This window comes from Luteococcus sediminum (assembly GCF_054783495.1).
Genome location: NZ_BAAGQL010000005.1, coordinates 272,938 through 298,832, shown reverse-complemented (window position 1 = coordinate 298,832; position 25,895 = coordinate 272,938). Strand labels below are relative to the sequence as shown.

Below are 25,895 nucleotides of genomic sequence, written 5' to 3'. Positions count from 1 at the left end.
CCGGACGGTGGAACGACGCGCGGTCGTGGAGCCATAGGCTTGACCCCATGTCCAGCACCACTGAAGGGGCCTCCCACGCCGCCCCGCCCGGTACCCCGCCCACCCAGGCCAGCGGCTTCGACCGCTGGTTCGGCATCACCCGTCGCGGCTCGAGCGTCGCGCGCGAGGTCCGCGGCGGCCTGGTGACCTTCTTCACGATGGCCTACATCATCGCCCTGAACCCGCTGATCATCGGCTCGGAGGCCGACCGCAACGGCAACCTGCTCTCCGGCGCCCCCAAGTACCTCGACGCGGCCCGCACCCAGGTGGACTGGGCCGCGGTCGACCAGAGCAAGATGATGGTGGCCGCCGGCACCGCCCTGGTGGCCGGCATCATGACCATCCTGATGGGCGTGTGGGGCCGCTACCCGCTGGCCATCGCCGCCGGCCTGGGCCTCAACGCGATGCTGGCCTACACGATCGCCCCGACCATGACCTGGCCGCAGGCGATGGGCCTGGTGGTCTGGGAGGGAATCCTGATCACGCTGCTGGTGCTCACCGGGGTGCGCACGGCGGTCTTCCGGGCCGTGCCACCGGCGATGCGCACCGCGATCAGCGTCGGCATCGGCATGTTCATCACCTTCGTGGGCCTGCTGAACTCCGGTGTGGTGCGCAAGCCCGCCGGTTCGCCGCCGGTCGAGCTGGGCATCAACGGCTCGCTGATGGGCTGGCCGATCGCGGTATGCATCATCGGCTTCCTGCTGCTGGTGGTGCTGCACACCCGTCGTGTGCCGGGTGCCATGCTGATCTCGATCCTGGTCGCCTCGGTGCTGGCCATCGTCGTCGAGGCCGTCGCCAAGGTCGGGCCCACCTTCCTGCCGGACGGCTCGAAGAATCCCACCGGCTGGGCGCTCAACGTGCCCTCGCTGCCCAGCGCCTCGGAGTTCACCAATCCGAGCCTGGGCACCGTCGGCAAGGTCGACATGGTGGGTGCCTTCATGCCCAACGGCCACTTCGACGTGAAGGTCTTCCTGGGCCTGCTGCTGCTGGTCTTCAGCCTGCTGCTGGCCGACTTCTTCGACACCGTCGGCACCGTGGTGGCGATCGGCCAGGAGGGTGACCTGCTCAACGAGAAGGGCAATCCCGAGCACCTGCAGGAGATCCTGATGGTCGACTCGCTGGCGGCGATGGCCGGTGGCCTGGGCGGCGTCAGCTCCAACACCTCCTTCGTGGAGTCCTCCGCCGGTGTCGGCGAGGGCGCCCGCACCGGTCTGGCCTCGGTGGTGACGGGCGTGGCCTTCCTGGCTGCGATCTTCCTGGCGCCGCTGGTGGACATGATCCCGTCGGAGGCGGCAGCACCCGTGCTGGCCTTCGTCGGTTACCTGATGATGAGCCAGGTGGCCCACGTGGACTGGGATGACGTGGAGGACGGCATCCCGGCCTTCCTGACCATCGTCCTGATGCCCTTCAGCTACTCCATCACCACCGGCATCGGCGCCGGCTTCATCGTCTACTGCCTGGTGAAGCTCATCCGCGGCAAGGCGCGCCAGGTGCACCCGCTGCTGTGGGCGGTCTCGGCGCTGTTCGTCCTGTACTTCGGGCAGGGGATCCTGATGAGCCTGGTCGAGCGCATGTGAGGCGAGCGCATGTCGGCAGAGCACCGGCGCCGGCCCCGGACATCCTCCGGGCCGGCGCCGGTGCTCGTCCGGTGGTGCCTTTCAGTCGTGCGGCAGCAGCATCGTGACCGTCAGCGTGGTGGGCTCCAGCGCCCGCACGGCGTGACGCAGCATCGGGGTGAGATGCAGCAGCGCACCGGGTTCCAGCTCGAGGCTGCGGTCGGGCAGGGTGAACTCGACCTTGCCGCGCAGCACCTGGATGAGCACGGGGTGACGTGCCGCATGCTCGCGCAGCTCGTCGCCGGCCTCGAACTCGAAGGCGACGACCTTGGTGGTGGGCAGGTCGAGCACGGCCTTGGCCCCGGGCCTGCCCTTGCGCCCGGTGGACTGGCCCCGCACGTCCTCGACGAGGGTGGCCTGGCCGTCGGTACAGCCGGCCAGTTCGCCCTGGTCGACGTGTCCGTCGAGGGGTGACTCAGGATCACTATTATTCACGGCAACTCCCTTGTTATATGGCTTGCCCTCAGGCTAGTCCCGCAAGGGTCCTCGGGGAAGGGGTGGCCGCCGCCGGGTGCGGGTCAGTCCTGGCGAGCCTCGCGGGTGGCGCGATCATTGGCCTTGCGCAGCGCCTCCACCAGTTCGTCCTTGGTCATGGTGCTGCGTCCCTCGACGTCCAGGCGCCGGGCCAGCTCCATCAGGTGCTCCTTGGTGGCATTGGCATCGACGCCGCCGGCCGTCGGCGCCGAGCTACCGCGACCCTGTTCGGCGCGCTCGTCGGAGGGCCCGGCCTCGTCCTTCGGCTCCCAGTGGTCCCCGACCTTCTCGTGGGTGTGCTTCAGCGAGGCATAGGCCGTTCGGGCGGCGCGTTCCTCGTCGTCATAGCTCTCCATCGCGGAGTCATAGGTGTGGGCGAAGGTCCGCTGCGCCTTCTCGTCGGACCGGGCCAGAGTCGAGGGCAGTTCGGACTTGCGGGGGCTGTCGTCCTTGTTCGTCTTCGGCATGTGGCCGAGCCTGGGAAACGCTCCGGACACCCGCCAGACCCCCAGGGGGGCCTGCGCGCCGACGCGAGACGTGTCCGGGCCGAAGCGGCGGACCCGTTAGGTTGGCGCCATGTTCACCAAGATTCTGGTCGCCAATCGTGGCGAGATCGCCGTACGCGCCTTCCGCGCAGCCTATGAGCTGGGTCTCGAGACCGTCGCCGTCCACCCCTATGAGGACCGCAATTCCGAACACCGCCTCAAGGCCAACGAGTCCTACCTGATCGGTGAGCAGGGCCATCCCGTGCGCGCCTACCTCGACATCGACGAGGTGGTGCGCGTGGCCAAGCATTCCGGCGCCGACGCCGTCTACCCCGGCTACGGCTTCCTCTCGGAGAACCCCGAACTGGCCCGTGCCTGCCAGGACAATGGGATCACCTTCATCGGCCCGCCCGCTGACGTGCTCGAGATGGCCGGCAACAAGGTGCGCGCCCTGGCCGCCGCCCGCGAGGCCGGCGTGCCCACCCTGCGCTCCTGCGAGCCCAGCACCGACGTCGACTGGCTGGTGGATCAGGCCGACCAGATCGGCTTCCCCGTCTTCGTGAAGGCTGTCGCCGGCGGTGGTGGCCGCGGCATGCGCCGGGTCAACAGCCCAGAAGAACTCACCGAGGCCCTGGGCGCCGCCATGCGTGAGGCCGAGAGCGCCTTCGGTGACGCGACGGTCTTCCTGGAGCAGGCCGTCGGGCGACCCCGCCACATCGAGGTGCAGATCCTGGCCGACCAGCACGGCAACGTGATGCACCTGTTCGAGCGCGACTGCTCCATCCAGCGCCGCCACCAGAAGGTGATCGAGATCGCCCCGGCACCGCACATCTCCGACGAGCTGCGCGAGGCCCTCACCCGCGACGCGGTGAAGTTCGCCCAGGCCATCCACTACTCCTGCGCCGGCACCGTCGAGTTCCTCGTCGAGACCGAGGGGCCGCGCGCCGGCGAGCACCACTTCATCGAGATGAACCCCCGCATCCAGGTGGAGCACACCGTCACCGAGGAGATCACCGACGTCGACCTGGTGCAGGCCCAGATGAGGATCTGCGCCGGGGAGAGCCTTGCCGACCTGGGCCTGTCGCAGGAGAGCCTGGAGATCCGCGGTGCTGCACTGCAGTGCCGCATCACCACCGAGGACCCGGCCAACAACTTCCGCCCCGACACGGGCACCATCACCGCCTACCGCTCCGCCTCCGGCGCCGGCATCCGCCTCGACGGCGGCACCGTCGGCGCGGGCGTCGAGATCGGCGGCCACTTCGACTCGATGCTGGTCAAGATGACCGCCCGCGGGCGCGACTTCGACATGGCGCTGCGCCGGGCGCGAAGGGCACTGGCCGAGTTCCGGATCTCGGGCGTGAGCACCAACATCCCCTTCCTCAAGGTGGTCCTCGACGATCCCGACTTCGCCGCCGGCGAGCTGTCCACCGGCTTCATCGACGAGCGGCCGCAGCTGCTGCGGGCCCGGCCCCGCGCCGACCGCGCCACCAAGATGATGCGCTGGCTGGCCGACGTTGCGGTCAACAAGCCCAATGGCGAAGCCATCGCCGGGCTCGACCCGTCGGCCAAGCTGCCTGACATCGACCTGTCCGGCCCGGTGCCCGACGGCCCCCGCACCCGCCTGCTCGAGGTGGGGCCGGCCGCCTTCAGCAAGGAGCTGCGCGCCCGCGACGACGTGGAGGTGACCGAGACCACCTTCCGCGACGCCCACCAGAGCCTGCTGGCCACCCGGGTGCGCAGCCGCGACCTGCTCGGCGTGGCCCCGCACTATGCCCGGATGCTGCCCGAACTGTTCAGCGTCGAGTGCTGGGGCGGCGCCACCTACGACGTGGCGCTGCGCTTCCTGGGCGAGGACCCGTGGGAGCGGCTGGCCCGGCTGCGCGAGGCGATGCCCAACACGCTGCTGCAGATGCTGCTGCGCGGGCGCAACACCGTCGGCTACACGCCCTACCCGACCGAGGTGACCCGTGCCTTCGTGCAGGAGGCCGCCGCGGTGGGCGTCGACATCTTCCGCATCTTCGACGCCCTCAACGACGTCGAGCAGATGCGCCCGGCGATCGAGGCGGTGCTGGAGACCGGGACGACCATCGCCGAGGTGGCGCTGTGCTACACCGGTGACCTGAACGATCCGGCCGAACAGATCTACACCCTCGACTACTACCTGGACCTGGCGCGCCAGTGCGTCGAGGCAGGAGCGCACATGCTCGCCATCAAGGACATGGCGGGCCTGCTGCGTCCGCCGGCCGCGGCGAAGCTCGTCACCGCCCTGCGCGAGGCCTTCCCCGAGGTGCCGCTGGCGCTGCACACCCACGACACCGCCGGCGGTCAGCTCGCCACCCTGTTGGAGGCGATCCGCTGCGACGTGGACGTCGTCGACGTCGCCAGCGCCCCGATGGCCGGCACCACCAGCCAGCCCTCGGCCTCGGCGCTGGTGATGGCCCTGGCCAACACCCCCAAGCAGACGCGCCTGGACCCGCGGGCCGTGACCGACCTGGAGCCCTACTGGGAGGCGGTCCGCAAGGTCTACCACCCCTTCGAGTCCGGCCTGGCCTCGCCGACCGGCCGCGTCTACACCCACGAGATCCCCGGCGGGCAGCTGTCGAACCTGCGCCAGCAGGCCATCGCGCTGGGCCTGGGCGACAAGTTCGAGCAGATCGAGGCCATGTATGCCGCGGCCGACCGCATCCTGGGCCGGCCCACCAAGGTGACTCCCAGCTCCAAGGTGGTGGGCGACCTGGCCCTGCACCTGGTGGGCGTGGGCGCCGACCCGGCCGACTTCGAGGCCGACCCGCAGCGCTTCGACATCCCCGACTCGGTGATCGGCTTCCTCAACGGCGAACTGGGCCAGCCCCAGGGCGGATGGCCCGAACCCTTCCGCAGCAAGGCGTTGGAGGGACGCAAGCAGCCGGTGCGCACCACCGAGGTGGCCGACGAGGACCTCGCCCTGCTCGCCGAGCCCGGCCGCACCCGCCAGGAGACGCTGAACCGGCTGCTCTTCCCCGGCCCCACCAAGGACTTCGAGGCCTACCGGGAGGAGTACGGCGACCTGTCGGCGCTTCCGACCCTGCCCTACCTGTTTGGCTTGCAGCCCGAACAGGAGCTGGTGGTGCACCTGGAGAAGGGCATCAGCCTGATCCTGGGCATCGACGGCGTTGGCGAGGCGGACAAGAAGGGCAAGCGCACCGTGCACGGCAAGGTGAACGGCCAGCTGCGCCCGGTGCGCGTGCAGGACCGTTCGGTGAAGCCCGAGACGGCCGCCGCGGAGCGGGCCGACCTGTCGAAGCCGGGCCACGTGGCGGCTCCCTTCGCCGGGGCCGTGACGGTGCAGGCAGAGGTGGGCCAGACGGTGGCGGCCGGCGAGACGGTGGCCACCATCGAGGCGATGAAGATGGAGGCCTCCATCACCTCCCCGGTGGCCGGCACGGTGCAGCGCGTCGTGCTGTCCGGCACCACCCAGCTGGAGGGTGGCGACCTGCTGCTGGTGGTGGAACCCGCCTGAACCGGCGCACGGCCGGGCGGCTTGCGGCGACGCAATAGGGTGGGCTCGTGAACCCACGATCTCGTCGCCTGGTCGTCTCGGGCGTGCTCCTGCTGCTGGTGCTGATCGTCGTCGCCGGGGCCTTGCTGTGATGCCCCGGCGACGGGTCGGCCTGGCCGCAGGACTCCTGCCGCTGCTGGCCCTGCCGTTGCTGGCCCCGGTGGCCACGGCCGCGCCCGGCCTGGACGATGCCGTGGATTCGCTGACCGGTCTTGCCATCGACCCCTCGTCGGGGCTCACCTGGACCAGCGACACCTCCCGGGTGGTCGCGCATCGCGCCGACGGGCAGCGGGCCGGTGCGCTCACCCTCGACGTGCGGCCCACCGACGTGGAAGGCCTTGCCTTTGGCAATGGCAGCCTGTGGATCGGCGACGTGGGCGACCGGCAGGGCTCCCGCTCCCAGGTGCAGGTGCTGCGCGTGGAGTCACCCGAACCCGGCTCCAGCGCACGCACCGAACGCTTCGTTCTGCGCTATCCCGACGGCGCCCACGACGCCCAGGCGATGACGGTGAGCCCCAATGGCCGCATCTACGTCATCACCCGTGGTGCACGGCCCGGCATCTACCGCACCTCGACCACCCCCCGAGCCTCCACCTCCCAGTCGGTACAGGGAAATGACCTCACGCGCATCGCCGACGCGCCGGGCGGGGTCACCGATGCCGCCTACAGCAGCGACGGCAGCCAGCTGGTGCTGCGCAGCGCCCGCGCAGTGCACGTCATCGACGGGCAGGAGTTCACCGAGACCGCCTCGGCCGCCCTGGCCAGCGGCAGCGGGGGCTTCGCCATGGCGCCCGGCCAGGCGGGCATGGTACTCAGCGACGGCGAGGGTGCGCTGGTCGACGTCGCCCTGCCGGCCACGCTGGCCCAGCTCCCCGACGATGCCGAGGCAGCCGACCCGCGTGACCGGGCGGGCAGCCCCAGTGCGAGCCCCTCGGCCAGGCCGGCACGCCCAGCCCCGGACGCGGGCACCGGGGGCGGCAAGGCCAGTACTGTGTGGGCACTGGCCGTGGCGGGGCTGATCTCCCTGGCCGCGGTCGCGGTGGTCTGGTTCAAGCGCTGAGTGACGGGCCTCGTCACCCTCCACGAAAGGCAGGCATGGCCATGATCGCGTGCCGGCAGGTCGTCACGGGCCTCGCCGACCACCCGCAGGAGCTGACGCTCCGCGTGGACGAGGGCCGCATCGTGCGCCTCGAGGAGGGCATCCACCCCGAGGCGGTGCTGCTGGAGGGTTGGCTGGTGCCGGGCTTCGTCGACACCCACTGCCACGGCGCTGCCGGCGCGGTCTTCGCCGCGCCCGAGGTGGACGACGCGATGCGGGCGCTGCTGCACCACCGCCGCCACGGCAGCACGACGGTGGTGGCATCGGCAGCCACCAGGTCCCTCGACGTGCTGCTCGACGAGGTGGAGCGGCTGCGGCTGCTGGTGGACCTCGAGGAGCTGGCCGGCATTCACGTGGTGGCGGCCTTCCTGGAGGGGCGCGGTGACGACGACGATCCCGCCGCGGAGCTGCAGGCCGCCCTGGCCGAGGTGGTCGCCGCCGACGGGCAGAGCCTGCTGATGGTGACCCTGCCGCCGGAGCGTCCGGGCGCCCTGGAGGCGACGCGGAGCCTGTGCGAGGCGGGGGTGACGGTGGCCGTGGGCCACACCAGCGCCGATGACGTGCTCACCCGGGAGGCGATCGAGGCGGGCATGCGGGTGGCGACGCACCTGTTCAATGCCATGCCCGAGATGCGCCACCTCGACCCAGGGCCGGTGCCGGTGCTGCTCACCGACGACCGCGTCACCTGCGAACTGGTCTGCGACGGGGCCCACGTCGACGAGAACGTGGTGCGCCTGGCGATCCGCGCCGCGGGCATCGACCAGATCAGCCTGGTCTCCGATGCGATGAGCCTCAGCGGGCATGCCGACGGTGCCTACGAACTGGGTGGGATGCCGGTGCAGGTGATCGACCAGGTGGTGCGCACCCTCAACCTGGATGCGACGCCGGGTGCGGTCGCCGGCTCGACGCTGACGATGGACCGGGCCTTCTCCTTCGTGGTGGGGCTGGGATTCAGCGTGGTGGAGGCCTCCCGGATGGCCAGCACCACCCCCGCTCGCGCCCACGGCCTCACCCAGGTGGGGCGGCTGGCCCCCGGCACCTGGGCTGACCTGTGCCAGGTGTACGAGGACGGCCGGCTGCAGGCGGTCATGCGGCGCGGGAATTGGCTGGACGGGCCGTGACGTTGAGAGACTGGGAGGATTCCGTGGCCATGAGGAGCACAGCGTGAACGAGCTGATCGACACCACCGAGATGTACCTGCGCACCGTGTACGAACTGGTGGAGGAGGGCATCGTCCCGCTGCGTGCCCGCATCGCGGAGCGGCTTCGCCAGAGCGGCCCGACCGTCTCGCAGACCGTCGCCCGCATGGAGCGCGACGGCCTGCTGACGGTGCAGGACAACCGCCAGATCGCCCTGTCCGAGAAGGGCACCGAGATGGCCGTGGCGGTGATGCGCAAGCACCGGCTGGCCGAACGCCTGCTCGTCGACGTGATCGGGCTCGGCTGGGAGCAGGCCCACGACGAGGCCTGCCGCTGGGAGCACGTGATCAGCGACGACGTGGAGCAGCGCCTGGTGGCGATCCTGGATGATCCGCGCGAGTCACCCTATGGCAATCCGATCCCGGGCCTGGGGGTCAAGGGCGGCCTCCAGGACGACCAGGCCTTCCGCCGCGGCCTGCAGCCGCTGTCCGAGCTGGTGGGGGAGAGCGCCACCACCGTGGTGCTGCGACGCATGAGCGAGCATGCCCAGACCGATCCCAGGACCTTGGAGGTGCTCTCCCGGACAGGCATCCTGCCCGGGGTGACCTTCATCGCCCGCACCGAGGCGGGACTGTTGTGGCTGGACCATGACGGTGAGACCGTCGAGATCCCCTTGGAGGTGGCCGAGGGCCTGTTCGTGGGCCGTCCATGATCAGTTCCGAGGCGCTGGTCAGCCTGTGCGAGCAGCACTGGTACGACGCGGCGCTGTCGATGCTCAACCAGCGGATCGCCGCGGGCGACGGCGATCCGGCGATCGCCGAGGCACGCCTGCTGGCCAGTGTCGCCCAGCGGGTGATGTCGCTGGATGCGGAGGACTTCGACCACATCGTCGTCGACGTCCGTGACCGGCCGTGGGCGGCGCGCCTGTCTGCCTGCGGTTTTCCGCACGGGCCGCGCGACCCCCAGCGGGGGGCCCTGGCCTCGCTGGTTCCCCTCTACGAGCTGATGCTGGAGGTGCTGAACCTGCGCGCCGAGCGGGCCGAGCCGCAGCTGCTGGTGGTCACCGCCCACCTGATCGCCGAGTACCTGTGCCAGCTGGCCTGGGAGCCGGCGCTCGGGCACAGCGGCGACCCCCTGCTGATGGGTCGTACCGTGGGGGAGCGGTGGGGCACCGACGACCCGACCTGTCCGCACAACTCGGCGATGCGCGCCACGGCCCGGCGTGCGGTCAATGCGGCCAGCGGCGATGCGGTGGGCTTCACCAGCTACCTGGACAAGTTCCACTCCCGCCTGGGCGAAACCCTGGCGGTGTGCGCCATGAACCACCTGACCATCAATGTCGGTGAACGCCCCGACATCGGCCCCACCTGTGCCAGTCCCTGCGGCTGGGCGGTGCGGGGCACCCGGGAGGAGCGACGCCAGCTGGACGCCCGGGTGCGCCTGGCACTGGTCTACCTGGACAGCCCCCTGGTGGCGCTGCGCCACCACGCACCGGTGGGGCACTTCTTCGGGGTGCCGTCGGTGGCCGAGATCTCGGAGGGCTGGTTGCGCACCTGGGAGAAGCTCTCCCAGCAGTGGCCCGACGGCTCGAACCCGCTGGTGGGGGCGCTGCCCACGGATCCTGGCGAGGCCCTTCCGGGGCTCAGCGCCCTGGTCTCCACGGTGGCCGGACGCCCGGTGGGGCAGGGATCGCTGCTGCGCGAGATCGGCGACGACATCATCGCGGCCCTGCGCCGGGCACGCGCCTGAAGCTCTTGCGGCAGCCGGAATATCGACGCGCGGGCTCTGGTTGTACCCCATGACGGGCGCGCCAACCGTGCGCCGACGACTTTGACAGGAGTGGTAGCCATGGCACCCGTGGCCATCGACAAGGACACCTTCGCGAGCACCATCAACGACAACGACATCGTGCTGATCGACTTCTGGGCCGGCTGGTGTGGCCCGTGCATGCGCTTCGCGCCGATCTACGACGAGGCTGCCGAGCGCCACGCGGATGTCACCTTCGCCAAGGTCGACACCGAGGAGGAGCGCGACCTGGCCGCCGGGCTGGAGATCACCTCGATCCCCACGCTGATGGCCTTCCGCCAGGGCATGCTCGTCTTCCGCCAGGCCGGCCTGCTCAATGGCTCCCAGCTGGACAAGCTGGTCGAGCAGATCAAGGAGCTGGACGTCGAGGAGCTGAAGAAGAAGGCCGCCGAGCAGCAGGCCTGAGCCAGCACCGCGTCGTCTCAGGACGCAGCACGACGGAGGGGGCGGATCCACGTGGATCCGCCCCCTCCGTCGTGCTGCGTCCTGCCGGACAAGCCGGCGGGGCGACGTGGCGACCCTGGGATGATTCGAACATCCGACACACGGTTTAGGAAACCGTTGCTCTATCCCCTGAGCTACAGGGCCAGCTGCGTGGATCCATCCTAGGGCGGCCGGATGCCCAGCGGCCAATCCCCCGCGCACACCGTGGCCGGCCACGGTGCGGACCCGGCAGACTGATGAGGGGCTGAAGAGGGCTCTGACTGGGCCTTCTATGGTTTGCGGCGGCTCTGGACGAACGTACCGTTGTGCCCGTGGACGGCGTCTCGCGTCGTATGTCTCCTGGGGGTGGGTAGACGGCTTCGGCCCTGCGCGAGCGCCGTTCTCCTTTTCTGCCCCGCGATGCCCGCAGCCCCTAGGATCGAGCCATGAGTGCCAAGGGTCTTGAACTTGCAATCGAGAAGATGCGCACCGCGAAGGTCAGCGAACCGGCCATCGAGGTGTTCAGCCACTACTACGAGCAGCTGGAATCGGGCGCCACGGGCCTGATCCGCGAGGACACCATCGATCCGCTCACCGATCCGCCCATGCTGGACGACGTCGAGGTCGACGAGCAACAGGCGCGCGAGGCGATGCCCACCACCGTCATCATCAAGCTCAACGGCGGACTGGGCACCTCCATGGGCCTGGACAAGGCGAAGAACCTGCTGGAAGTGCGCGACGGCAAGACCTTCCTCGACATCATCGCCCAGCAGGTGCTGGCCGCCCGCGAGCAGTACGACGCACGCATCCCGCTGCTGCTGATGAACTCCTTCCGCACCCAGGACGACACCCTGGAGGCGCTGGCGAAGTACCCCGAGCTTGAGGTCGACGGGCTGCCGCTGGACTTCCTGCAGAACCAGGAGCCCAAGCTGCTGGCCGACGGGCTCACCCCCGCCGAGTGGCCGGCCGATCCCAGCCTGGAGTGGTGCCCGCCGGGCCACGGCGACCTGTACCCGGCCCTGATGGGCTCGGGCGTGCTCGACCAGCTGATCGAGGCCGGTTTCCGCTACGCCTCGGTGAGCAATGGCGACAACCTCGGCGCGGCCCCCGATGCCCGCGTGGCCGGTTGGTTCGCCAGCACCGGCGCCCCCTATGCCGCCGAGCTGTGCCGCCGCACCGTCAACGACCGCAAGGGCGGCCACCTGGCCGTGCGCAAGTCCGACGGCCAGCTGGTGCTGCGCGACACCGCCCAGTGCGCACCTGAGGAGATGGACTACTTCACCGACGAGCACCGCCACCCCTTCTTCCACACCAACAACCTGTGGCTCGACCTGGTGGCCGTGCGCGATGCGCTGGCCGAGCGCAAGGGCGTGCTGGGGCTGCCGCTGATTCGCAACGAGAAGACCGTCGACCCGGCCGACGGCTCCTCGCCGAAGGTGATCCAGGTGGAGAGCGCGATGGGTGCCGCGATCGAGGTCTTCGCCGGTGCCACCGCCATCTGCGTGGGACGCGACCGCTTCCTGCCGGTCAAGACCACCAATGAGCTGCTGCTGCTGCGCTCCGACATCTATGAGCTGGACGAGTCCGGCCACCTGGTGGCCCAGGCCGACACGCCCGGTGTGAGCCTGGACAAGCCGTACAAGCTGGTGCAGGAGTTCGAGAAGCGCATCCCCGAGGCGCCGTCGCTGCGCCGGGCGAGCTCCTTCACGGTCCTGGGTGATGTCACCTTCGGACGCGACGTGAGCGTGGTGGGCAATGTCGAGGTGCAGGCCTCGGCGCCGGCGACGGTGGCCGACGGCACGGTGCTGGAGGGCAAGGTTCAGCTGGATGCCTGATCCGGCACAGGACATGGGGCCCGACGAGGCCCTGCTGACGGCCGTGGTGATCGCCCTGACCGGCGAGACCGCGGCCGTCGCCGTGCCGGATCGGCCGGGTTCGGCGGGGGATGTGGTCGAGGCGGTCGTCGAGGAACTGGCCGGACGAGGCTGGAAGGCGCCCCGGCTGCAGGAGCTGCGGCGCTCCCGGCAGGAGGCCGAGCAGCCGTGGCCCTTCACCGTGCCGCGCGAGGTGCTGGCCGTGGCGGGTTTCGCGCGTTACGAGGCGGTGCTGCGCGAGGTGCGGGCCAGGGTCGGTCTCGACGGCCTGGTGCCCACCCGGCACGTCGGGCCGAAGGTGCTGGGGCCGGCCGAGCAGCGGCTGCTGGCCGAGGTGCCGCCCCACCACGGCTTCGTGGGGTGACGACCGGCCAGGTCAGCTCGTCAGAGCGTGCGACGCCCCGCCATCCTGGAGGGTGGCGGGGCGTCGTGGTTCGAGCGTGTGCTGCGAACCGATCAGTGTTGACCGATCAGTGCAGACAGATCAGTGCAGACAGATCAGTGCGAACCGATCAGTGCGAACCGATCAGAGGGCGCGGCGCTGGGCGGCCATCAGGTCGCGGATCTCGGCCAGCAGGCTCTCGGTGGTGTCCGCGGGCTCAGCGGGCTTGGTGAAGCGGGCCTTGGCGGCCTCGTAGGGCTTCACGATGAAGAAGTAGACCACGAAGGACATGATCAGGAAGGCGACCAGGGCGGTCAGGAAGGGGCCGACGGAGGACATGCCGAAGGGCTTGAACGCGTCGAAGTTGGGCGAGCCGCCAAGCCTGGCCAGCAACTCGATGATGATCTTGGTGAACGCGGTCACCAGAGTGGCGAAGGCACCGCCGATGATGAAGGCGACGGCCAACTCGATGAGATTTCCGCGCATGATGAAATCCTTGAAACCCTTCATGGGTCGCTCCTTGTGACTGGCAGGCGACCCGGGTTCGGGCCTCACAACTGCGTGGACAACACTCAGTGCTGTTGAACGTTCACAGATCCAGATCGCCAGGTGCGGACAGGTTGCCTCCACAGAGCCCTCTCAGGCACGGCTATCACCTGGGCCATGAATCCTGCCAGGAGTGCGCGGAGGCCTCACCCGAGGGCCACCCCCAGGCCCTGCCCACCGGCCCAGGCCGCGAGTCTGCTGGCCGTCTCGGGATCGGCGCTGACCACGAGCAGGCCCTGGTCCGGCCCGTCACGCCCCTGCGCCGGTGGGACCGAGGCGACCCGTACCCGACTGGCCAGCGTCACCGCCTGCCCGTCCTCGCCCGGCGAGACCACCGTCACCCGGTCACCCACCCGCACCATCGCCAGCACCTGCGGGTCCTGCACCCGGAAGGGCACCAGCAGCTCACCATTGCGCGTGGCCTGCCCGGCCTCCACCACGGACTGCTCGGTCAGCGGCAGCCCGGCGTCGACCGGCGAGGCCAGCACCCGGCCGGTGAGCCGTCCCGGATCATCCAGGGCCCCGTCGGGAACCAGCGCGGGTGGGTAATGGGCCAGTCGCAGGTCGCCCGCAGCCAGGGAACTGCCCGCGGGCAGGGCACGGGCCGCCACCAGGACGTCGACGGTGGCGGCAGGCGCCGGGCGCAGCACCGTGAGCGCCAGCAACACGGCACAGGCCGCACAGAGTGCAGCGAGCGGGCGGCGGTGCCAACGCACCGCCCGGGCCACCGAGGCCCCGAAATCAGAAATCCTCACGCCCACAGTGTGTGGGTCGTGAGGATCTGGCGGTCAGCCGTGCACAGGCAGGGTCAGTCGCTGCTGGCTGTGGATGACGAGCTGCTGGTGGAGTCCTTCGAGGAGGAGCTGCTGCTCGACTCGCTCGAGGAGGCGGACTTGTCGCTGCTGGAGCTCGACGAGGACGACGAGGCCGTCGCCGAGGAACCCTTGGTACGGTTGTCGGTGGCGTAGAAGCCGGAACCCTTGAACACGACACCCACGGCGTTGTACACCTTGCGCAGGGTGCCACCGCAGCTCTCGCACACGGTCAGGGCGGGGTCGCTGAACTTCTGCACGCGCTCGATCTCGGAGCCGCACTCGGTGCAGCGGTACTGGTAGGTAGGCATCTCAATCCTCACTGGCCGCTCCCTGGTGGCGGGGGCGGGGCCGCCAGAGTCTATCGAGCAGGTCGGGGCCAGCAGAAATCGTCGCTTGGCGCGTCCGGATCGTTGTATCCGGGTCGGCTCAGTGGCAGCGCACCAAGCCGCTGGGGAGCACGACCATGTCCACCCGGCGGTCGTGCGGCTCGGTGGGCAGGTCGTCGGCCAGCTCGTCCTCGTTGAGCAGCATCCACACCTGGGCGCGCTCGTCCACCGCGGACAGCGCACGGTCGTACCAGCCGCCGCCCACGCCCAGGCGGCGTCCGTCGCGGGTGCCGGAGAGCCCCGAGCAGATCACCAGCTCGGCCTGGGCCAGCAGCTCGTTGCCGTGCGCCTGCCCGGTGGGTTCGGGGATGCCCCACAGTCCCGGGCGCAGGTTGGCCGGGCCGTCGAACCAGGCCCAGGCCGGGTCATGGCGCGGGCCGTCGGGGGTGGGGGAGAGCACCGGGCACATCACCTTGTGACCCAGGGTCCACAGCGCCGTGGCCAGTTCGATGGTGCCCGGTTCGGGGCGTGTGGCGTGCGGCGGCACGGAGAGGTAGATCGAGATCGTCGACGGTTCCACCCCGCGCAGTGCGGCCAGCACCAGGCCGGTGCGGGCGCGGTCGTCATCCAGTCGCTCGGAGGCCGGTCGGGCCTGTCGTCGCTCGATGACCTGCTGGCGGCGTTGCTGCTTGGAGAGTCCTTCTGAGTCGACGATGCCCATTCGCCTATCGTAGGCGCCATGGCATTGTTTGGTCGCAAGAAGATCGTGGAGGGGCCGGAGCCCGTCGAGCCGGAACCGGCGCCGACGCTCCCCGAGCCCCCCGCCCCCGGTGCGAGCGGCATGCGCATCATGGAGGACCATCGCGACTACCTGCTCAGCCTGGTGGAGCCGCTGCCCCCCTTCGGCATGAACCTGCTCGACGCGTGGGGCCTGGCCCTGTGTGAGGACATCGATTCCGAGACCGACCTGCCGGCCTTCGACAACTCCCAGATGGACGGCTTCGCGGTGCGCGCCGCCGACGTCGCCGCAGCCACCCAGGGCGAGCCGCTGGTGCTGCCGGTGGTCGCCCACCTCGCCGCCGGGCAGGCGGGAAGCGAGGCGCTCGCCCAGGGCAGCGCGATCAAGATCATGACCGGTGCTCCCATTCCCGAGGGCGCCGACGCCGTCGTGCCGATCGAGTTCACCGATGCCGCCGCCGGCCAGGGCGGGCAGGAGAAGGTGAAGGTCTACGAGGCCGTGCAGGAGGGCGAATACGTGCGCCGTCGCGCCTCCGACATCCGCGACGGGGACCGGCTGATGCACCGCGGGCAGGTGCTGGATGCCCGCAGCATCGGCCTGCTGGCCGGGGCGGGCATCGACAAGGTACTGGCCCGTCCGCGCCCGCGCGTCGTGGTGGTCTCCACCGGCGCCGAACTGGTGGAGCCGGGCCGCACGATCTCCACCCCGGGGCAGATCCACGACGCCAATGGCTTCATGATCGCGGCCGCCGCCAAGGCCGAGGGCGCGCAGGCGTGGCGTGTCCAGGTGCCCAGCGATGATCCCGAGACGGTGCGCGAGGTGATCGGCGACCAGCTGATCCGCGCCGACCTGCTGGTCACCACCGGCGGGGTCAGCAAGGGCGACCATGACGTCGTCAAGCAGGTGATGCCCACCCTGGGCCTGTGCGACTTCGCCGAGGTGGCGATGCAGCCGGGCAAGCCACAGGGCTTCGGCCTGATTGGTGAGGACAGGGTGCCGATGGTGATGCTGCCGGGCAACCCGGTCAGTGCCTATGTCAGCTTCCAGGCCTTCGTGCGGCCCCTGATCCGGCGCCTGATGGGGGTGGAGCCGGTGGGTCACACGCCCGTGCCATGCGTGGCAGGGTCCCCGATGCAGTCGGTCAAGGGCAAGCTCCAGTTCGGACGGGCGGTGGTGCGCGAGGAGCGCGGCCGTCGCGTGGTCGACCTCGTGGGAGGACATTCCTCGCACCTGCTGGGGGACCTGGCCCACTGCAATGCCCTGGTGCTGCTGGACGAGGACATCGACCTGGTCCACGCCGGCGACCGCGTGATGGTCTGGAGGCTCGACCATGACTGAGCGCCCACCCTTTCGTCCCAGGTCGGTCGACGACATGGTTCCCGACGTCGCGCGAGCCGGATCCGAGCCGCAGCCCTTCCCGCACCTGAGCGAGAAGGGTGAGGCGCGGATGGTCGACGTCAGCGAGAAGCAGGTGACCGCCCGCAGCGCCACCGCCAAGGGCATGGTGCTGCTCAGCGCGCAGTGCCGCGAGGCGCTGCGCGACCAGAGCCTGCCCAAGGGCGACGCCCTGGCCGTGGCGCGCATTGCCGGTGTGATGGGTGCCAAGAAGACCAGCGACCTCATCCCGCTGTGCCATCCGCTGCCGCTGACCGGTGTCGACGTCACCCTGCACCCGAACGAGGTGGGGGTGGAGATCGTCGCAACCGTGCGCACCACGCACCGCACCGGCGTCGAGATGGAGGCCCTCACCGCCGTCTGCACTGCGGCACTGGGTCTGGTGGACATGGTGAAGGCCGTCGACAAGCACGCCCGGCTCACCGACGTGCGCGTCACGGCGAAGAGTGGCGGGCGCAGCGGCGACTGGACCGAGCAGGAGGGCGGACGGTGAGTCCGGCCGGTGCGACGAGCCTGGCCCGCGCGGCGAGCCTGGGACGTGCGGTGGTCATCACCGCCTCCGACCGGGCCGCCGCCGGCGTCTACGCCGACCGTTCCGGACCGCTGGCCGCCGAGGGCCTGCAGGCGATGGGTTTCGAGGCCGAGGTGGTGGTGGTCCCCGACGGGGAGCAGGTGGGCACCCAGATCCGCAGCGCCGTCGACTCCGGTGCCGTCGTGGTGCTCACCACTGGCGGCACCGGCCTGGGTCCGCGCGACCGGACGCCCGAGGTGACCGCCCCGCTGCTGACCCGTGAGCTGCCGCACCTGGCCGACTGGATCGCTCGTCGCGGGCTGGAACAGGGTGTGGCCACCGCGGTGCTCTCGCGCGGGCTGGCGGGCATGGTGGACGGTTGCATCGTGGTGAACCTTCCCGGCTCGGTCGGGGGAGTGCGCGATGCCTTGTGGGTGCTGGACCAGGTGCTGCCCCATGCCGTGGCGCAGGCCGCGGGCGGGGACCACTGATGGAGCACCACCTGATCCGTCGGCGACGGCTCAGCGTGGTGTCCGACACCGCGCCGCCGCCGGTGGCCAGTGATCCCGAGTCCTTGCTGCAGGCGCTCGGTGTGCGCTTGCCGGCGCAGCACTCGTGGCCGGTCGAACTGCGGTGCGGGCCGGTGGTGCTGCGTCCCCTGCACCGCCGCGACCGCAGCTCCTGGCACGAGGTGCGTCAGCGCAATGCCGCCTGGAATGGCCCGTGGGATGCGACGATGCCGTCGGGTACCCGCGCCACCTCCACCGATTTCGTCGGGATGGTGAAGAACTTCGACCGCCAGGCGCGTGAGCTGCGCACCCTGGCCTTCGCGATCTGCTGGGACGAACACTGGCCGCGTGAGTCGACACCGGGGCGCAGGCTCCCCCTGGCCGGGCAGCTCACCATCAGCGGCATCACCTGGGGCTCGGCGAACTTCGCCCATGCCGGCTACTGGGTGGACCAGGCGCTGGCGGGGCGGGGCGTGATGCCGACGGCGCTGGCGCTCGGCACCGACTACTGCTTCATCACGTTGGGCCTGCACCGGATGGAGGTCAACATCCGGCCCGAGAACGCCAAGAGCCTGCGTGTGGTCGAGAAGCTGGGCCTGCGCGACGAGGGCATCCGTGAGCGCTACCTGCACATCGACGGGCAGTGGCGCGACCATCGCAGTTTCGCCGTCTGCACCGAGGACGTTCCCGACGGCCTGCTGGGTCCCTTCCTGGCCTCCGGGACGCCCCGCTGGCTCTCCGAACACCTCCGAACTGGCGTCTGAGCCCAAGAAATCATCCCAAAGGGTACAACACGCCTGGTCGGGTGGTGGCCCACGAACCATGAGCCAGTACGCTTGGGCCCGTGACGGGACTCATCTTGGTGGCAATGGCCTTGGCGTGGATTGCCTACCTCGTGCCGTCCTTTCTCGCGAAGCGGGATCCTTCTGACAACGAGGATTTCGACGTGCTGCAGGGGCTCACGGAGCCCCGCCAGGTGGTCGCCCGTTCCGTCGTCGCCCTGGAGGGTGACCAGAGCGAGGTCTCGACGCCCCTGATGCGCCGCGCCGTCCGCGCCGAAATTCACCGTGAGGCCAGCACCGCCGCCCGCCGCCGCCGCCGCATCCTGCTCGGCCTGGCTGGCCTGACCGTTGGTGCCGGTGTGCTCGTCGCCCTGGACCAGGTGGCTTGGTACGCCCCGGTGGTCCCGGCTGTGCTGCTGCTGGTCTTCCTCGGCCTGTGCCGCTACAGCGTGGTGAAGCTCAATGCTCGTCTGGACGAGCGCCTGGCCTCCCTGGAGCCCGACTGGCGCGAGGACACCATCAGCTTCGAGGTGCCGGCCGGCCTGCGCTCCGCCGCCGGAACCGAGGACTCCCGTGAGCTGTCGATCGAGATCAGCGCCCCGGTGGAGGGCCTCAACGGCAGCCTGTGGGATCCGATCCCGGTGACCATGCCCACCTACGTCAGCAAGCCGATGGTGCCGCGCACCGTGCGCACCATCGATCTGTCGGCGCCGGAGCCGACCCAGTCCTTCCGCCGCAACCCCGTCGTGGCCGAGGCTCCCGAGCAGGAGTACGGCTCGCTGGCCGAGCAGGTCGACGAGCGGCCGCGGGTCGTGGGGGAGTGAGCGCCGGTTTCCCTGCCCCGCCCGACGGGTGCTAGGCTGTATCCGCTGTTCACGCAGCAACAAGTTCACAAGGGGCATTGGCGCAGTTGGTAGCGCGTCTCGTTCGCAATGAGAAGGTCAGGGGTTCGAATCCCCTATGCTCCACCAGCAAGAAACCTCGCTGACTAGGAAGAACGGTTCCGGTCACGCGGGGTTCCTTCGTGTCCGGGGTCATTTCGCCATCTCTCGCGGACCCCCGGCGGACCCCAGGGCTAGACTCGCTCAGAGAGCGGGACGACCTTGAAGGTGTCCAGTAGATGCGGTTCACCGTCCTGCACAAAGGTGATCGTGCTGACAAGCTCGTGAGTCTCAGGAAGATGCTTAAGCACCTCCGAGCGCGGGTGATCGTCGATCCCCATGACCCAAGTGTTCTTGTAGATGTACTCGATTTCTTCATAGCTCATACGTCCAACTTAGATGCTGTCGCGGCACCTGTCTGGACAAACCCCGCCGAGATCATGTTCAGCTTTTCCAGCCCCGCAACGTCGGCGGTCGTGCCCAGGTAGTGGAGGTAGCGGTTCGTGGTCGCGATGGACTCGTGCCCCATCCATGCCTGCACGGTTCCCGGGTCGACGCCACGGGCCAGCCACAGGCAGGCAGCGGTGTGCCGCAGGTCGTGGATGCGACGGCCCTTGCCGGTGGTCTTCCAGTGCAGCGTCCGCACCACGGCATTGCGGTGCAGCTGGGCGCCCCGGGCGGTGGTGAGCAGCAGGTCGTCGGGGCCCTTGCCAGCGGCGAAGGCCTTGACGATGGGCAGCAGCCGGTTGGCCACCGGCACGCGACGCGAACGCCCACCCTTGGTCGACTTCACGCCCACGCCCTCGGGAGCCGAACGACGCACCCGCAGGGCAGCGGTGGGCAGCTCGACGAAATCACTGACGCGCAGTTCACGAGCCTCGGCCCAACGCAAGCCGGTCCAGCCGAGCACCAGCATCACGTCGGCCAGGGTGCTGTCGAACGCCTGCCAGTCTCGATAGGCGGCTTCCAGCTCGTCCTCGGTGAAGGGCAGCATCTCGGTGGCGGGGACGGAGCTCTTGGGCACTCGCACGTCGGTCACCGGGTTGCGGGCAATGAGCTTCTCCCGCACGCACCAGGCGAAGAAGGTCGACAGGCTGGCCCGATAGCGCACCACGGAGTTGTGGCTCAGACCGCGGGAGAGCAGCGCCTCGAAGGAGCGCGCCACCTCACGACCGGACACGGCCGACACCTGCAGCGCCATCATGCTCGTGGGGATGCGGTGCAGCAGCTCGCGGTCGGTCTGCCAGGTCTTCACGGCCACCGTCGTGCGACGGATCTCGAGCCAGCGGGGGAGCAGGTCACGCACGCGCTCCTTGCCGGCGCGAGGGTCGATGCCGCCGTCCAGGGCGGCACGTTCCCTGGCGAGCCAGGCCGTGGCCTCCCGGCGGGTGTCGAAGGTGCGGGAGGCGACCTTCACGCGTCCGCTCTTGAGGTGGGCCCGCCAGCGTCCGTTCGGGGTCTTCTCGATGCTCACGCGGCAGCCCGCCGCAGCCAGGCCTCGACGTCGGCGCGCAGGTAGCGGGGGCAGGTGGGCGACAGCCAGGTGCAGCGCTGGCCCTGCCCGGTCTTGCGCCAGCGGCACAGGGTGGACGGGGAGACGCGGATCCACGCGGCCAGCTCCTCGCTGGTCAGGTAGTCGGACACGATGCCGGCGTCCGGCTTGGTGAGGGTAGTGGTCATGCTCATGGTTCAGCTCTCCTTGGTGTGGGGGTGGGTGGTTGTGGCCTTCCACTGCGCGTACTCCCGAGCCCGGGCGGCAGCGGCCAGGGCGAGCGCCTCGTCGGCGGCGGTGTCCCAGCCGGTGCCGTCGTAGGCCCAGTCACGCAGCACAAGGGTGGTGTCGTCGTCCTCGTCGTCGGCGAGCAGGTCGACGGTGGCCCAGTCGATGGGTCGGCCGGTGCGCTGCTGGTCGGCCATGAGCGACTGGAAGCGGGCACGGGCCCGTCGCAGGGCGCCCAGGGTGATGGAGTAACGGCGGCTCTTGGTGGAGAAGTGGCCGCGGAAGCCGAGTTCGTGCGACCACTTGCCCAGGTGCGCGTACACGTCGAGGCCGTCCTTGCCGACAGGTTCGGTCAGGACGTGGCCGGTGCGGCGGAGGGCGTCGCGGCTCTTGGCGTGGCCGGACCAGATCCGGCACAGGGAGACGAGCCGGTCGAGGTGCGGGTTCGAGGCGTCGGCCTGCTTGGCAGCCGACGAGTCCTTGGTGGCGTACTTCGCGAGGTAGCCGGCCACCTGGGCGGGCTGCAGCTCACGGTCGGGATCGTCGGGACGGTGGCTGGTGCGGACGGGCTTGGCATCGATCTGCGAACCGAACACGAGCAGCACGGGGCGGATGGACGGGTGGGGCGCCGGGGCGACGTAGGAGACGGCCGCAGCCGCATCCCGGGCGATCTGGGCAAGGATCTCTGAGGCGATGCCCGGCGGGGCCGGTGCGCCAATGCCCTGGGCGGCAGGGCCGTCGAGGCGGATCAAGGCGTGGAAGTGGATTGCGCCGCGGGTCTGCATCTCGGCGACCTTGGCGAACTGCACCGAGCACGCGTCGTTGATCATGGACGGAGCCACACCGAGCGCGGTGGCGAGGTGGCGGCGCAGGGTGATGGTGAAGCGCCGCCACAGCTCTGGCGCCCACCACTGCCACATCAGGTGGTGGTCGTAGCGGTAGCAGTCGGGGCAGATCGGCTGCCCAAGCAGCGTGTCGTTCTCGTCGTGCCGCAGGTTGCACCACATGGGCCTGCCGTGCGGGCAGAGCCGTCCTTCATGGCGCGGGTGACAGGGCTTGCCGCCGCGGGTGCCGTGGACGGCGCCGAAGGACGGGGCGGTGAGAGTGAGGAAGACCAGGGGATTGTCCGCCACGGTCTCGGGGATGTTCTTGCCGCCCTGGACGCCGCAGCGGATCACCTCGAAGGTGTCGCGGGCATACAGGCGGGAGCACGACGGGCACACGCTTTCGCGACGGTTGCCGCAGCGCTGGAACAGGACGCCGAGGGGCTGGTCGGCGGAGCGGAAGACGCTCAACACCTCGCCCGTGTGCGCGTCGATGCGAGTGGTGGAACCGGACAGACGGATGGGATGGGCGCAGTGCCCGACATGGGCGGCAGCGGTGGCGAAGGCATCGAAGGTGCCGTCCTTGATGCGGTCGAGCATCTGGGTGGCCATGCGGGGGCTCAGGTCGAGGTCGAGAGGGGATGCCTCACCGAACCCGTCGAAGCGAGCCCCCGCAAGCGTGGTCATGCTGCCTGCTCCCCGAGCTTGTCGAGGGGCTGGCCACAGTCATTGAGCCTGTCGAAATGACCATCCATGCCACCGCTGCGTGGCTGGCGGGGCTTGCGCGGGGCCCGGGGCTTGCGTGCCTTGGGCATGGCGCCCTGGGATGCAGCGTTGCCGTCAGGAGCGTTGGTGATTTTGGGCGCCGGCGGCAGCGCTGCTTCCGCAACCTGCTGTTCGGTGGGCAGCTCGACCACCACGGGGGACGGATACCGGCGGGCCACCTCGCGGATGGTCCTGTCGGGCCAGTAGTCGGCGCGAACCTTGTCGAAGGTGCCGTCCTCGTCCTGGATCCAGCCGGTGCCCTGCTGCGAGCGCAGGATGCGGTGGGCGGGTGCCACGCGGGTGGTCTCGTCACCCAGCACCATGCGCGTCTCGGTGGAGCTGTTGAGGCGCAGCGCGAGGGCCTGCGTGAACAGGTTTCGCATGCCGACGATCTCTTTGCGCGGGTCCTGCACGGCGGCGAGCACGACGACGCCGAGGGCGCGGCCCTGGGTGAGCACCTCCGACAACAACCGGAAGGCCTCCTTCACGACCTCGGGCGGACCGTAGGAAGTGAGCACGGCCAGCTCGTCAATGACCAGGACGTGTAGCGGGTCGCCGGGGCGGGGCTGGTGCAGGCGCGAGACACCGGCCATCACCGCGCCGCGGGCCTCGATGACCTGCATCAACTGGCGCAACACCCCCAACGCCTGGGCGGGGGTGGTGGCCATGCAGCAGAACAGCTGCTTGCCCATGGACAGTTCGAGTCCGTGCTTGAGGTCGATTCCCCACAGCTGCACTTCTCCCGTGGGAACGGCCGGGGCCAGGTTCCCGACCACTGACCACATGGGCGAGCCCTTGCCCGACCCGGACGCACCCACGATCAGCGTGTGCCGCCCGATCACCTGCAGGCGCCACGTGGTGCCCGCCTGAGTGCGGCCAGCAGCAACGACGCCCAGGGTGTCGATCTGGTCGCGGGTGATGATCGACGCTTCCCGGCCCGTGGCGAGGGCGTTGCGCATCATCAGCTGCACCTCGACCTGGCACTCGGAGACGAACGTGCACCGGCCCGAGGTGGCCGCGGCGGCGACCTGCAACGCGGGGACCGCTGCCTCGATCTCCTCCAAGGTCTGCCCCATGCGGGCCCGGATCCGGAGCACCAGCAGGTCGTCACGCGTCTCGACACGCGACAGGTACGGCGCGACCCAGTGCGACACCTGCTGGGGTTCGCGGACGTACTCGGTGTGGTCGCCCGCGCGGACCTTGCGGGTCACCTTCTCGATGCGGGTGCGCTGCACCGACAGGCCACACTCTCGCGCCAGCTCGTCCCAGTTCTTCCGCGCCCACCGCCGCCAACCCCGCCGACGCCGCGGTCCGGCGACGAACCTGTCGAAGGTGAACGGGTTGGCCAGCGACCACCAGGCCCCACCCACCAACGGCATCAACCATGCCGCAACAGCGACCCCGAGGCCGAGGTGGGTGGTGCGGGAGTCGATACCGCACACGATGGCCAGCACGAACCAGGCGATGTAGCAGGTGGCGAACCACCACCGGCCCTGCCAGATGCCGCGCAGCAGGCGCCCCACGAACACACCAGACACCCGGAGTGGGCGCCACACGGCCCCTGCCACGGCCGCGACGTGAAGACGCCTGCGGTCGGGGCTGGGCAGCGTTGCGACGGTCATCGTCAGGCCCCCTGGGCCTCGCGCGCAGAGGTGGAACGCACGGTGCCGACCTCGGCGAAGTCGGTGGCCTTGATCGACCAGGCGAGCTTCGGGAACGAGCCGTTCTTGTCGACCCACGCCGTCACGGTCAGGCCCTCGAAGGCGACCGGGGTGAACGGCAGCCCCGAGGTGTTCTCCGGCGGGACGGGCTGGTGCTGGGCGGCGATCTTCACCACCACGGCCTTCTCCTTGCCGCGCGCCTCCGGGTCGTTGTCGAAGACCGTGATCGACCACATCGGCTGGCCCGTCTCGGCGTCGACCTGCTGCGGACGGCTCCCGTCGGGGCGCTGCGGGGCGTTGAAGTCGAAGACCGGCCGCACCTCCTCACCGGCCGGGAGGAAGGCCCCGAACGGGAACACCGTCTCCATCGACGCGTTTTGCCTGCGCTGCACTGCCATGACTACCTCCTGATGACTGATCCGGCCACCTACCGGACTCATAAGTCATCTAAGACCACCTGAAGATGTCCGGCAAGTCTTTTCAGTCATGTTCTGATTGGCGAGTTGGTCAGGTTGAATTTCTGGCGCAGAAAATAGGCTGTTTCTGTCCAATGCCATCCGGTCCCCCTGTAGACAGGGATCCGGTCCCCTACAGACAGGCAGGTGCCCCACGTGGACATGTCAGACGTCATCCGCGCGCGCCGTGCCCGACTGGGCATGTCCCAGGCGGAGCTGGCTCAGCACGTCGAAGTGGCCACCCGTCAGATCGCTCGCTACGAGGCCGGCGAACAACAGCCAGCCTTCAACGTCGCGCAGAAGATCGCCCAAGCGCTCGACCTCACCCTGGACGAGCTGGCTGGCAGCTACAGCGACGGCCTGGACCTTGCCGGGGATTGGTACATGTCCTGGCAGACGTGGAAGGACGAGGTGGAGTACTACACCGTCCAACGCGTCCACGTGGCCCAGAAGAACGACCGCCTCCTCTTGGTGGCTGAGCGCGGCGATGGAGAACTCGAAGAGGGCTACTACGCCTGGCGGGGCGAGATGCGGCTGTGGGACAACGACACACTGATGGGTTGGTACGCAGCAGCCGAGGGCGCATCCCGCTCCAAGGGCACCCTGATCTTCACCCTCAACCCCCAGGGCCTGCACGCCCACGGGCTGTGGACCGGAATCAGCTACGACGGGTTGCTGACCGGTCGCGGCGGCATGGCCCGCGACCAAGACAAGGCACTCAGCATCGCACGGAGGGGAACAGATCATGACTGACACAGACTTCGTGACCGTGACTATCACAGGGCCCAGCACCGAGCAGCTGGCCAAGCTCGTGCGGTTGCTCGTGGAGGCACGGCTGGCGGCGTGTGGAAATATCATTCCCGGCGTGGTCTCGATCTATCGCTGGCGGGACGCTATTGAGCGCGAGCCCGAAGCGTTGGCCCTAGTCCACACGCGGGCGAGACTGTTCCGACAAATAGAGAACCTCGTCACTCAGCTCCACCCTTACGAGACCCCGCAAGTCACGGCAATCCCTATCTCGGCAATCAACGAGACCTACTCGAACTGGCTGCGAGACAATACCCAACTACCTGGGTGAACACGCGCCCTCA

At 69.7% G+C, this 25,895-nt stretch carries 28 protein-coding genes and 2 tRNA genes; 17 read left to right on the top strand and 13 right to left on the bottom strand.

Annotation, left to right across the window (positions count from 1 at the left end):
- Nucleotides 1–197: 197 nt before the first annotated feature.
- A complete protein-coding gene (locus ACYVKA_RS04085; protein WP_460703217.1) occupies nucleotides 198–1,616 on the top strand; it encodes an NCS2 family permease in 1,419 nt (472 codons plus the stop codon).
- A gap of 81 nt (nucleotides 1,617–1,697) precedes the next feature.
- On the opposite strand, the gene ACYVKA_RS04080 is transcribed toward ACYVKA_RS04085, so the two are convergent.
- Together ACYVKA_RS04080 and ACYVKA_RS04075 are read right to left on the bottom strand one after the other, a co-directional pair.
- A complete protein-coding gene (locus ACYVKA_RS04080) occupies nucleotides 1,698–2,090 on the bottom strand; it encodes a cupin domain-containing protein (RefSeq protein ID WP_394276697.1) in 393 nt (130 codons plus the stop codon).
- A gap of 83 nt (nucleotides 2,091–2,173) precedes the next feature.
- Nucleotides 2,174–2,596, bottom strand: a complete 423-nt coding sequence (locus tag ACYVKA_RS04075) for a ChaB family protein (protein WP_394276696.1) — start codon at nucleotides 2,594–2,596, stop codon at nucleotides 2,174–2,176.
- A gap of 109 nt (nucleotides 2,597–2,705) precedes the next feature.
- Between ACYVKA_RS04075 and ACYVKA_RS04070 the strand changes: the two genes are divergently transcribed.
- The 6 genes from ACYVKA_RS04070 to trxA all read left to right on the top strand — a co-directional run bounded on the left by ACYVKA_RS04070 (nucleotide 2,706) and on the right by trxA (nucleotide 10,601).
- The gene (locus ACYVKA_RS04070) at nucleotides 2,706–6,113 is read left to right on the top strand and encodes a pyruvate carboxylase (RefSeq protein WP_460703166.1); all 3,408 of its coding nucleotides are present in this window, start codon (nucleotides 2,706–2,708) and stop codon (nucleotides 6,111–6,113) included.
- A 130-nt stretch (nucleotides 6,114–6,243) separates the two neighbouring features.
- Nucleotides 6,244–7,212, top strand: coding sequence for a hypothetical protein (locus tag ACYVKA_RS04065; protein ID WP_460703164.1), 969 nt, complete (start codon nucleotides 6,244–6,246; stop codon nucleotides 7,210–7,212).
- A gap of 35 nt (nucleotides 7,213–7,247) precedes the next feature.
- The gene (locus tag ACYVKA_RS04060) at nucleotides 7,248–8,372 is read left to right on the top strand and encodes an N-acetylglucosamine-6-phosphate deacetylase (RefSeq protein ID WP_460703162.1); all 1,125 of its coding nucleotides are present in this window, start codon (nucleotides 7,248–7,250) and stop codon (nucleotides 8,370–8,372) included.
- Between the two features lie 43 nt (nucleotides 8,373–8,415).
- Nucleotides 8,416–9,102: a metal-dependent transcriptional regulator gene (locus ACYVKA_RS04055; RefSeq protein WP_460703160.1), complete on the top strand. Its 687-nt coding sequence runs from the start codon at nucleotides 8,416–8,418 to the stop codon at nucleotides 9,100–9,102.
- Complete coding sequence (locus tag ACYVKA_RS04050) at nucleotides 9,099–10,139, top strand: hypothetical protein (RefSeq protein WP_460703158.1); 1,041 nt, start codon at nucleotides 9,099–9,101, stop codon at nucleotides 10,137–10,139. Before ACYVKA_RS04055 ends, ACYVKA_RS04050 begins: the two co-directional genes overlap by 4 nt.
- A gap of 99 nt (nucleotides 10,140–10,238) precedes the next feature.
- On the top strand, nucleotides 10,239–10,601 hold the full coding sequence (gene trxA / locus ACYVKA_RS04045; RefSeq protein ID WP_394276690.1) for a thioredoxin: 363 nt from the start codon (nucleotides 10,239–10,241) through the stop codon (nucleotides 10,599–10,601).
- 107 nt (nucleotides 10,602–10,708) lie between these two features.
- Here the strand turns inward: trxA and ACYVKA_RS04040 are convergent.
- Nucleotides 10,709–10,784, bottom strand: a tRNA-Arg gene (locus tag ACYVKA_RS04040).
- A 281-nt stretch (nucleotides 10,785–11,065) separates the two neighbouring features.
- On the opposite strand from ACYVKA_RS04040, the gene ACYVKA_RS04035 reads away from it, so the two are divergent.
- Complete coding sequence (locus ACYVKA_RS04035) at nucleotides 11,066–12,454, top strand: UTP--glucose-1-phosphate uridylyltransferase (RefSeq protein ID WP_460703156.1); 1,389 nt, start codon at nucleotides 11,066–11,068, stop codon at nucleotides 12,452–12,454.
- Entirely contained in the window at nucleotides 12,447–12,857 is a 411-nt protein-coding gene (locus tag ACYVKA_RS04030; RefSeq protein WP_460703154.1) for a hypothetical protein, read from the top strand. The genes ACYVKA_RS04035 and ACYVKA_RS04030 overlap by 8 nt, the downstream gene beginning before the upstream one ends.
- A gap of 162 nt (nucleotides 12,858–13,019) precedes the next feature.
- Here ACYVKA_RS04030 and mscL read toward each other — a convergent pair whose 3' ends face one another.
- The 4 genes from mscL to ACYVKA_RS04010 form a co-directional block, all read right to left on the bottom strand.
- Nucleotides 13,020–13,385 carry a large conductance mechanosensitive channel protein MscL gene (mscL, locus tag ACYVKA_RS04025; protein ID WP_394276687.1) on the bottom strand — a complete coding sequence of 122 codons (366 nt, stop codon included), beginning with the start codon at nucleotides 13,383–13,385 and terminating at the stop codon, nucleotides 13,020–13,022.
- Nucleotides 13,386–13,567: 182 nt separating this feature from the next.
- Nucleotides 13,568–14,176 carry an SAF domain-containing protein gene (locus ACYVKA_RS04020; RefSeq protein WP_460703152.1) on the bottom strand — a complete coding sequence of 203 codons (609 nt, stop codon included), beginning with the start codon at nucleotides 14,174–14,176 and terminating at the stop codon, nucleotides 13,568–13,570.
- A gap of 53 nt (nucleotides 14,177–14,229) precedes the next feature.
- Entirely contained in the window at nucleotides 14,230–14,544 is a 315-nt protein-coding gene (locus ACYVKA_RS04015; RefSeq protein WP_460703150.1) for an FmdB family zinc ribbon protein, read from the bottom strand.
- Between the two features lie 118 nt (nucleotides 14,545–14,662).
- Nucleotides 14,663–15,283, bottom strand: coding sequence for a 5-formyltetrahydrofolate cyclo-ligase (locus ACYVKA_RS04010; RefSeq protein ID WP_460703148.1), 621 nt, complete (start codon nucleotides 15,281–15,283; stop codon nucleotides 14,663–14,665).
- Between the two features lie 18 nt (nucleotides 15,284–15,301).
- Between ACYVKA_RS04010 and glp the strand changes: the two genes are divergently transcribed.
- The 6 genes from glp (at nucleotide 15,302) to ACYVKA_RS03980 (ending at nucleotide 19,469) form a co-directional block, all read left to right on the top strand.
- Entirely contained in the window at nucleotides 15,302–16,639 is a 1,338-nt protein-coding gene (gene glp / locus ACYVKA_RS04005; RefSeq protein ID WP_460703146.1) for a molybdotransferase-like divisome protein Glp, read from the top strand.
- Nucleotides 16,640–16,673: 34 nt separating this feature from the next.
- The gene (gene moaC / locus ACYVKA_RS04000) at nucleotides 16,674–17,189 is read left to right on the top strand and encodes a cyclic pyranopterin monophosphate synthase MoaC (protein ID WP_460703215.1); all 516 of its coding nucleotides are present in this window, start codon (nucleotides 16,674–16,676) and stop codon (nucleotides 17,187–17,189) included.
- Nucleotides 17,186–17,698: a MogA/MoaB family molybdenum cofactor biosynthesis protein gene (locus ACYVKA_RS03995; protein ID WP_460703144.1), complete on the top strand. Its 513-nt coding sequence runs from the start codon at nucleotides 17,186–17,188 to the stop codon at nucleotides 17,696–17,698. The genes moaC and ACYVKA_RS03995 overlap by 4 nt, the downstream gene beginning before the upstream one ends.
- Nucleotides 17,699–17,805: 107 nt before the next feature.
- Nucleotides 17,806–18,480, top strand: coding sequence for a GNAT family N-acetyltransferase (locus ACYVKA_RS03990; protein WP_460703213.1), 675 nt, complete (start codon nucleotides 17,806–17,808; stop codon nucleotides 18,478–18,480).
- Nucleotides 18,481–18,560: 80 nt separating this feature from the next.
- A complete protein-coding gene (locus tag ACYVKA_RS03985) occupies nucleotides 18,561–19,322 on the top strand; it encodes a hypothetical protein (protein WP_460703142.1) in 762 nt (253 codons plus the stop codon).
- Between the two features lie 71 nt (nucleotides 19,323–19,393).
- Nucleotides 19,394–19,469: transfer RNA gene (locus ACYVKA_RS03980), tRNA-Ala, on the top strand.
- Between the two features lie 104 nt (nucleotides 19,470–19,573).
- Here the strand turns inward: ACYVKA_RS03980 and ACYVKA_RS03975 are convergent.
- Genes ACYVKA_RS03975 through ACYVKA_RS03950 form a run of 6 tightly spaced genes read right to left on the bottom strand, consistent with a single transcriptional unit; the run spans nucleotide 19,574 to nucleotide 24,747 of the window.
- Nucleotides 19,574–19,765: a hypothetical protein gene (locus ACYVKA_RS03975; RefSeq protein WP_460703140.1), complete on the bottom strand. Its 192-nt coding sequence runs from the start codon at nucleotides 19,763–19,765 to the stop codon at nucleotides 19,574–19,576.
- Nucleotides 19,762–20,853, bottom strand: coding sequence for a tyrosine-type recombinase/integrase (locus ACYVKA_RS03970; protein WP_460703138.1), 1,092 nt, complete (start codon nucleotides 20,851–20,853; stop codon nucleotides 19,762–19,764). Before ACYVKA_RS03970 ends, ACYVKA_RS03975 begins: the two co-directional genes overlap by 4 nt.
- Nucleotides 20,850–21,065 carry a helix-turn-helix transcriptional regulator gene (locus ACYVKA_RS03965; protein ID WP_460703136.1) on the bottom strand — a complete coding sequence of 72 codons (216 nt, stop codon included), beginning with the start codon at nucleotides 21,063–21,065 and terminating at the stop codon, nucleotides 20,850–20,852. The genes ACYVKA_RS03970 and ACYVKA_RS03965 overlap by 4 nt, the downstream gene beginning before the upstream one ends.
- Before the next feature lie 3 nt (nucleotides 21,066–21,068).
- Nucleotides 21,069–22,610, bottom strand: a complete 1,542-nt coding sequence (locus tag ACYVKA_RS03960) for a replication initiator (RefSeq protein WP_460703134.1) — start codon at nucleotides 22,608–22,610, stop codon at nucleotides 21,069–21,071.
- Nucleotides 22,607–24,310 carry an FtsK/SpoIIIE domain-containing protein gene (locus ACYVKA_RS03955; RefSeq protein ID WP_460703133.1) on the bottom strand — a complete coding sequence of 568 codons (1,704 nt, stop codon included), beginning with the start codon at nucleotides 24,308–24,310 and terminating at the stop codon, nucleotides 22,607–22,609. The genes ACYVKA_RS03960 and ACYVKA_RS03955 overlap by 4 nt, the downstream gene beginning before the upstream one ends.
- 2 nt (nucleotides 24,311–24,312) lie before the next feature.
- Entirely contained in the window at nucleotides 24,313–24,747 is a 435-nt protein-coding gene (locus ACYVKA_RS03950; RefSeq protein WP_460703131.1) for a plasmid replication, integration and excision activator, read from the bottom strand.
- A gap of 219 nt (nucleotides 24,748–24,966) precedes the next feature.
- Here ACYVKA_RS03950 and ACYVKA_RS03945 point away from each other — a divergent pair, with 219 nt between their 5' ends.
- Nucleotides 24,967–25,557 carry a helix-turn-helix transcriptional regulator gene (locus tag ACYVKA_RS03945; RefSeq protein ID WP_460703211.1) on the top strand — a complete coding sequence of 197 codons (591 nt, stop codon included), beginning with the start codon at nucleotides 24,967–24,969 and terminating at the stop codon, nucleotides 25,555–25,557.
- Nucleotides 25,550–25,882 carry a divalent-cation tolerance protein CutA gene (cutA, locus tag ACYVKA_RS03940; RefSeq protein ID WP_460703129.1) on the top strand — a complete coding sequence of 111 codons (333 nt, stop codon included), beginning with the start codon at nucleotides 25,550–25,552 and terminating at the stop codon, nucleotides 25,880–25,882. The genes ACYVKA_RS03945 and cutA overlap by 8 nt, the downstream gene beginning before the upstream one ends.
- Nucleotides 25,883–25,895 lie beyond the last annotated feature (13 nt).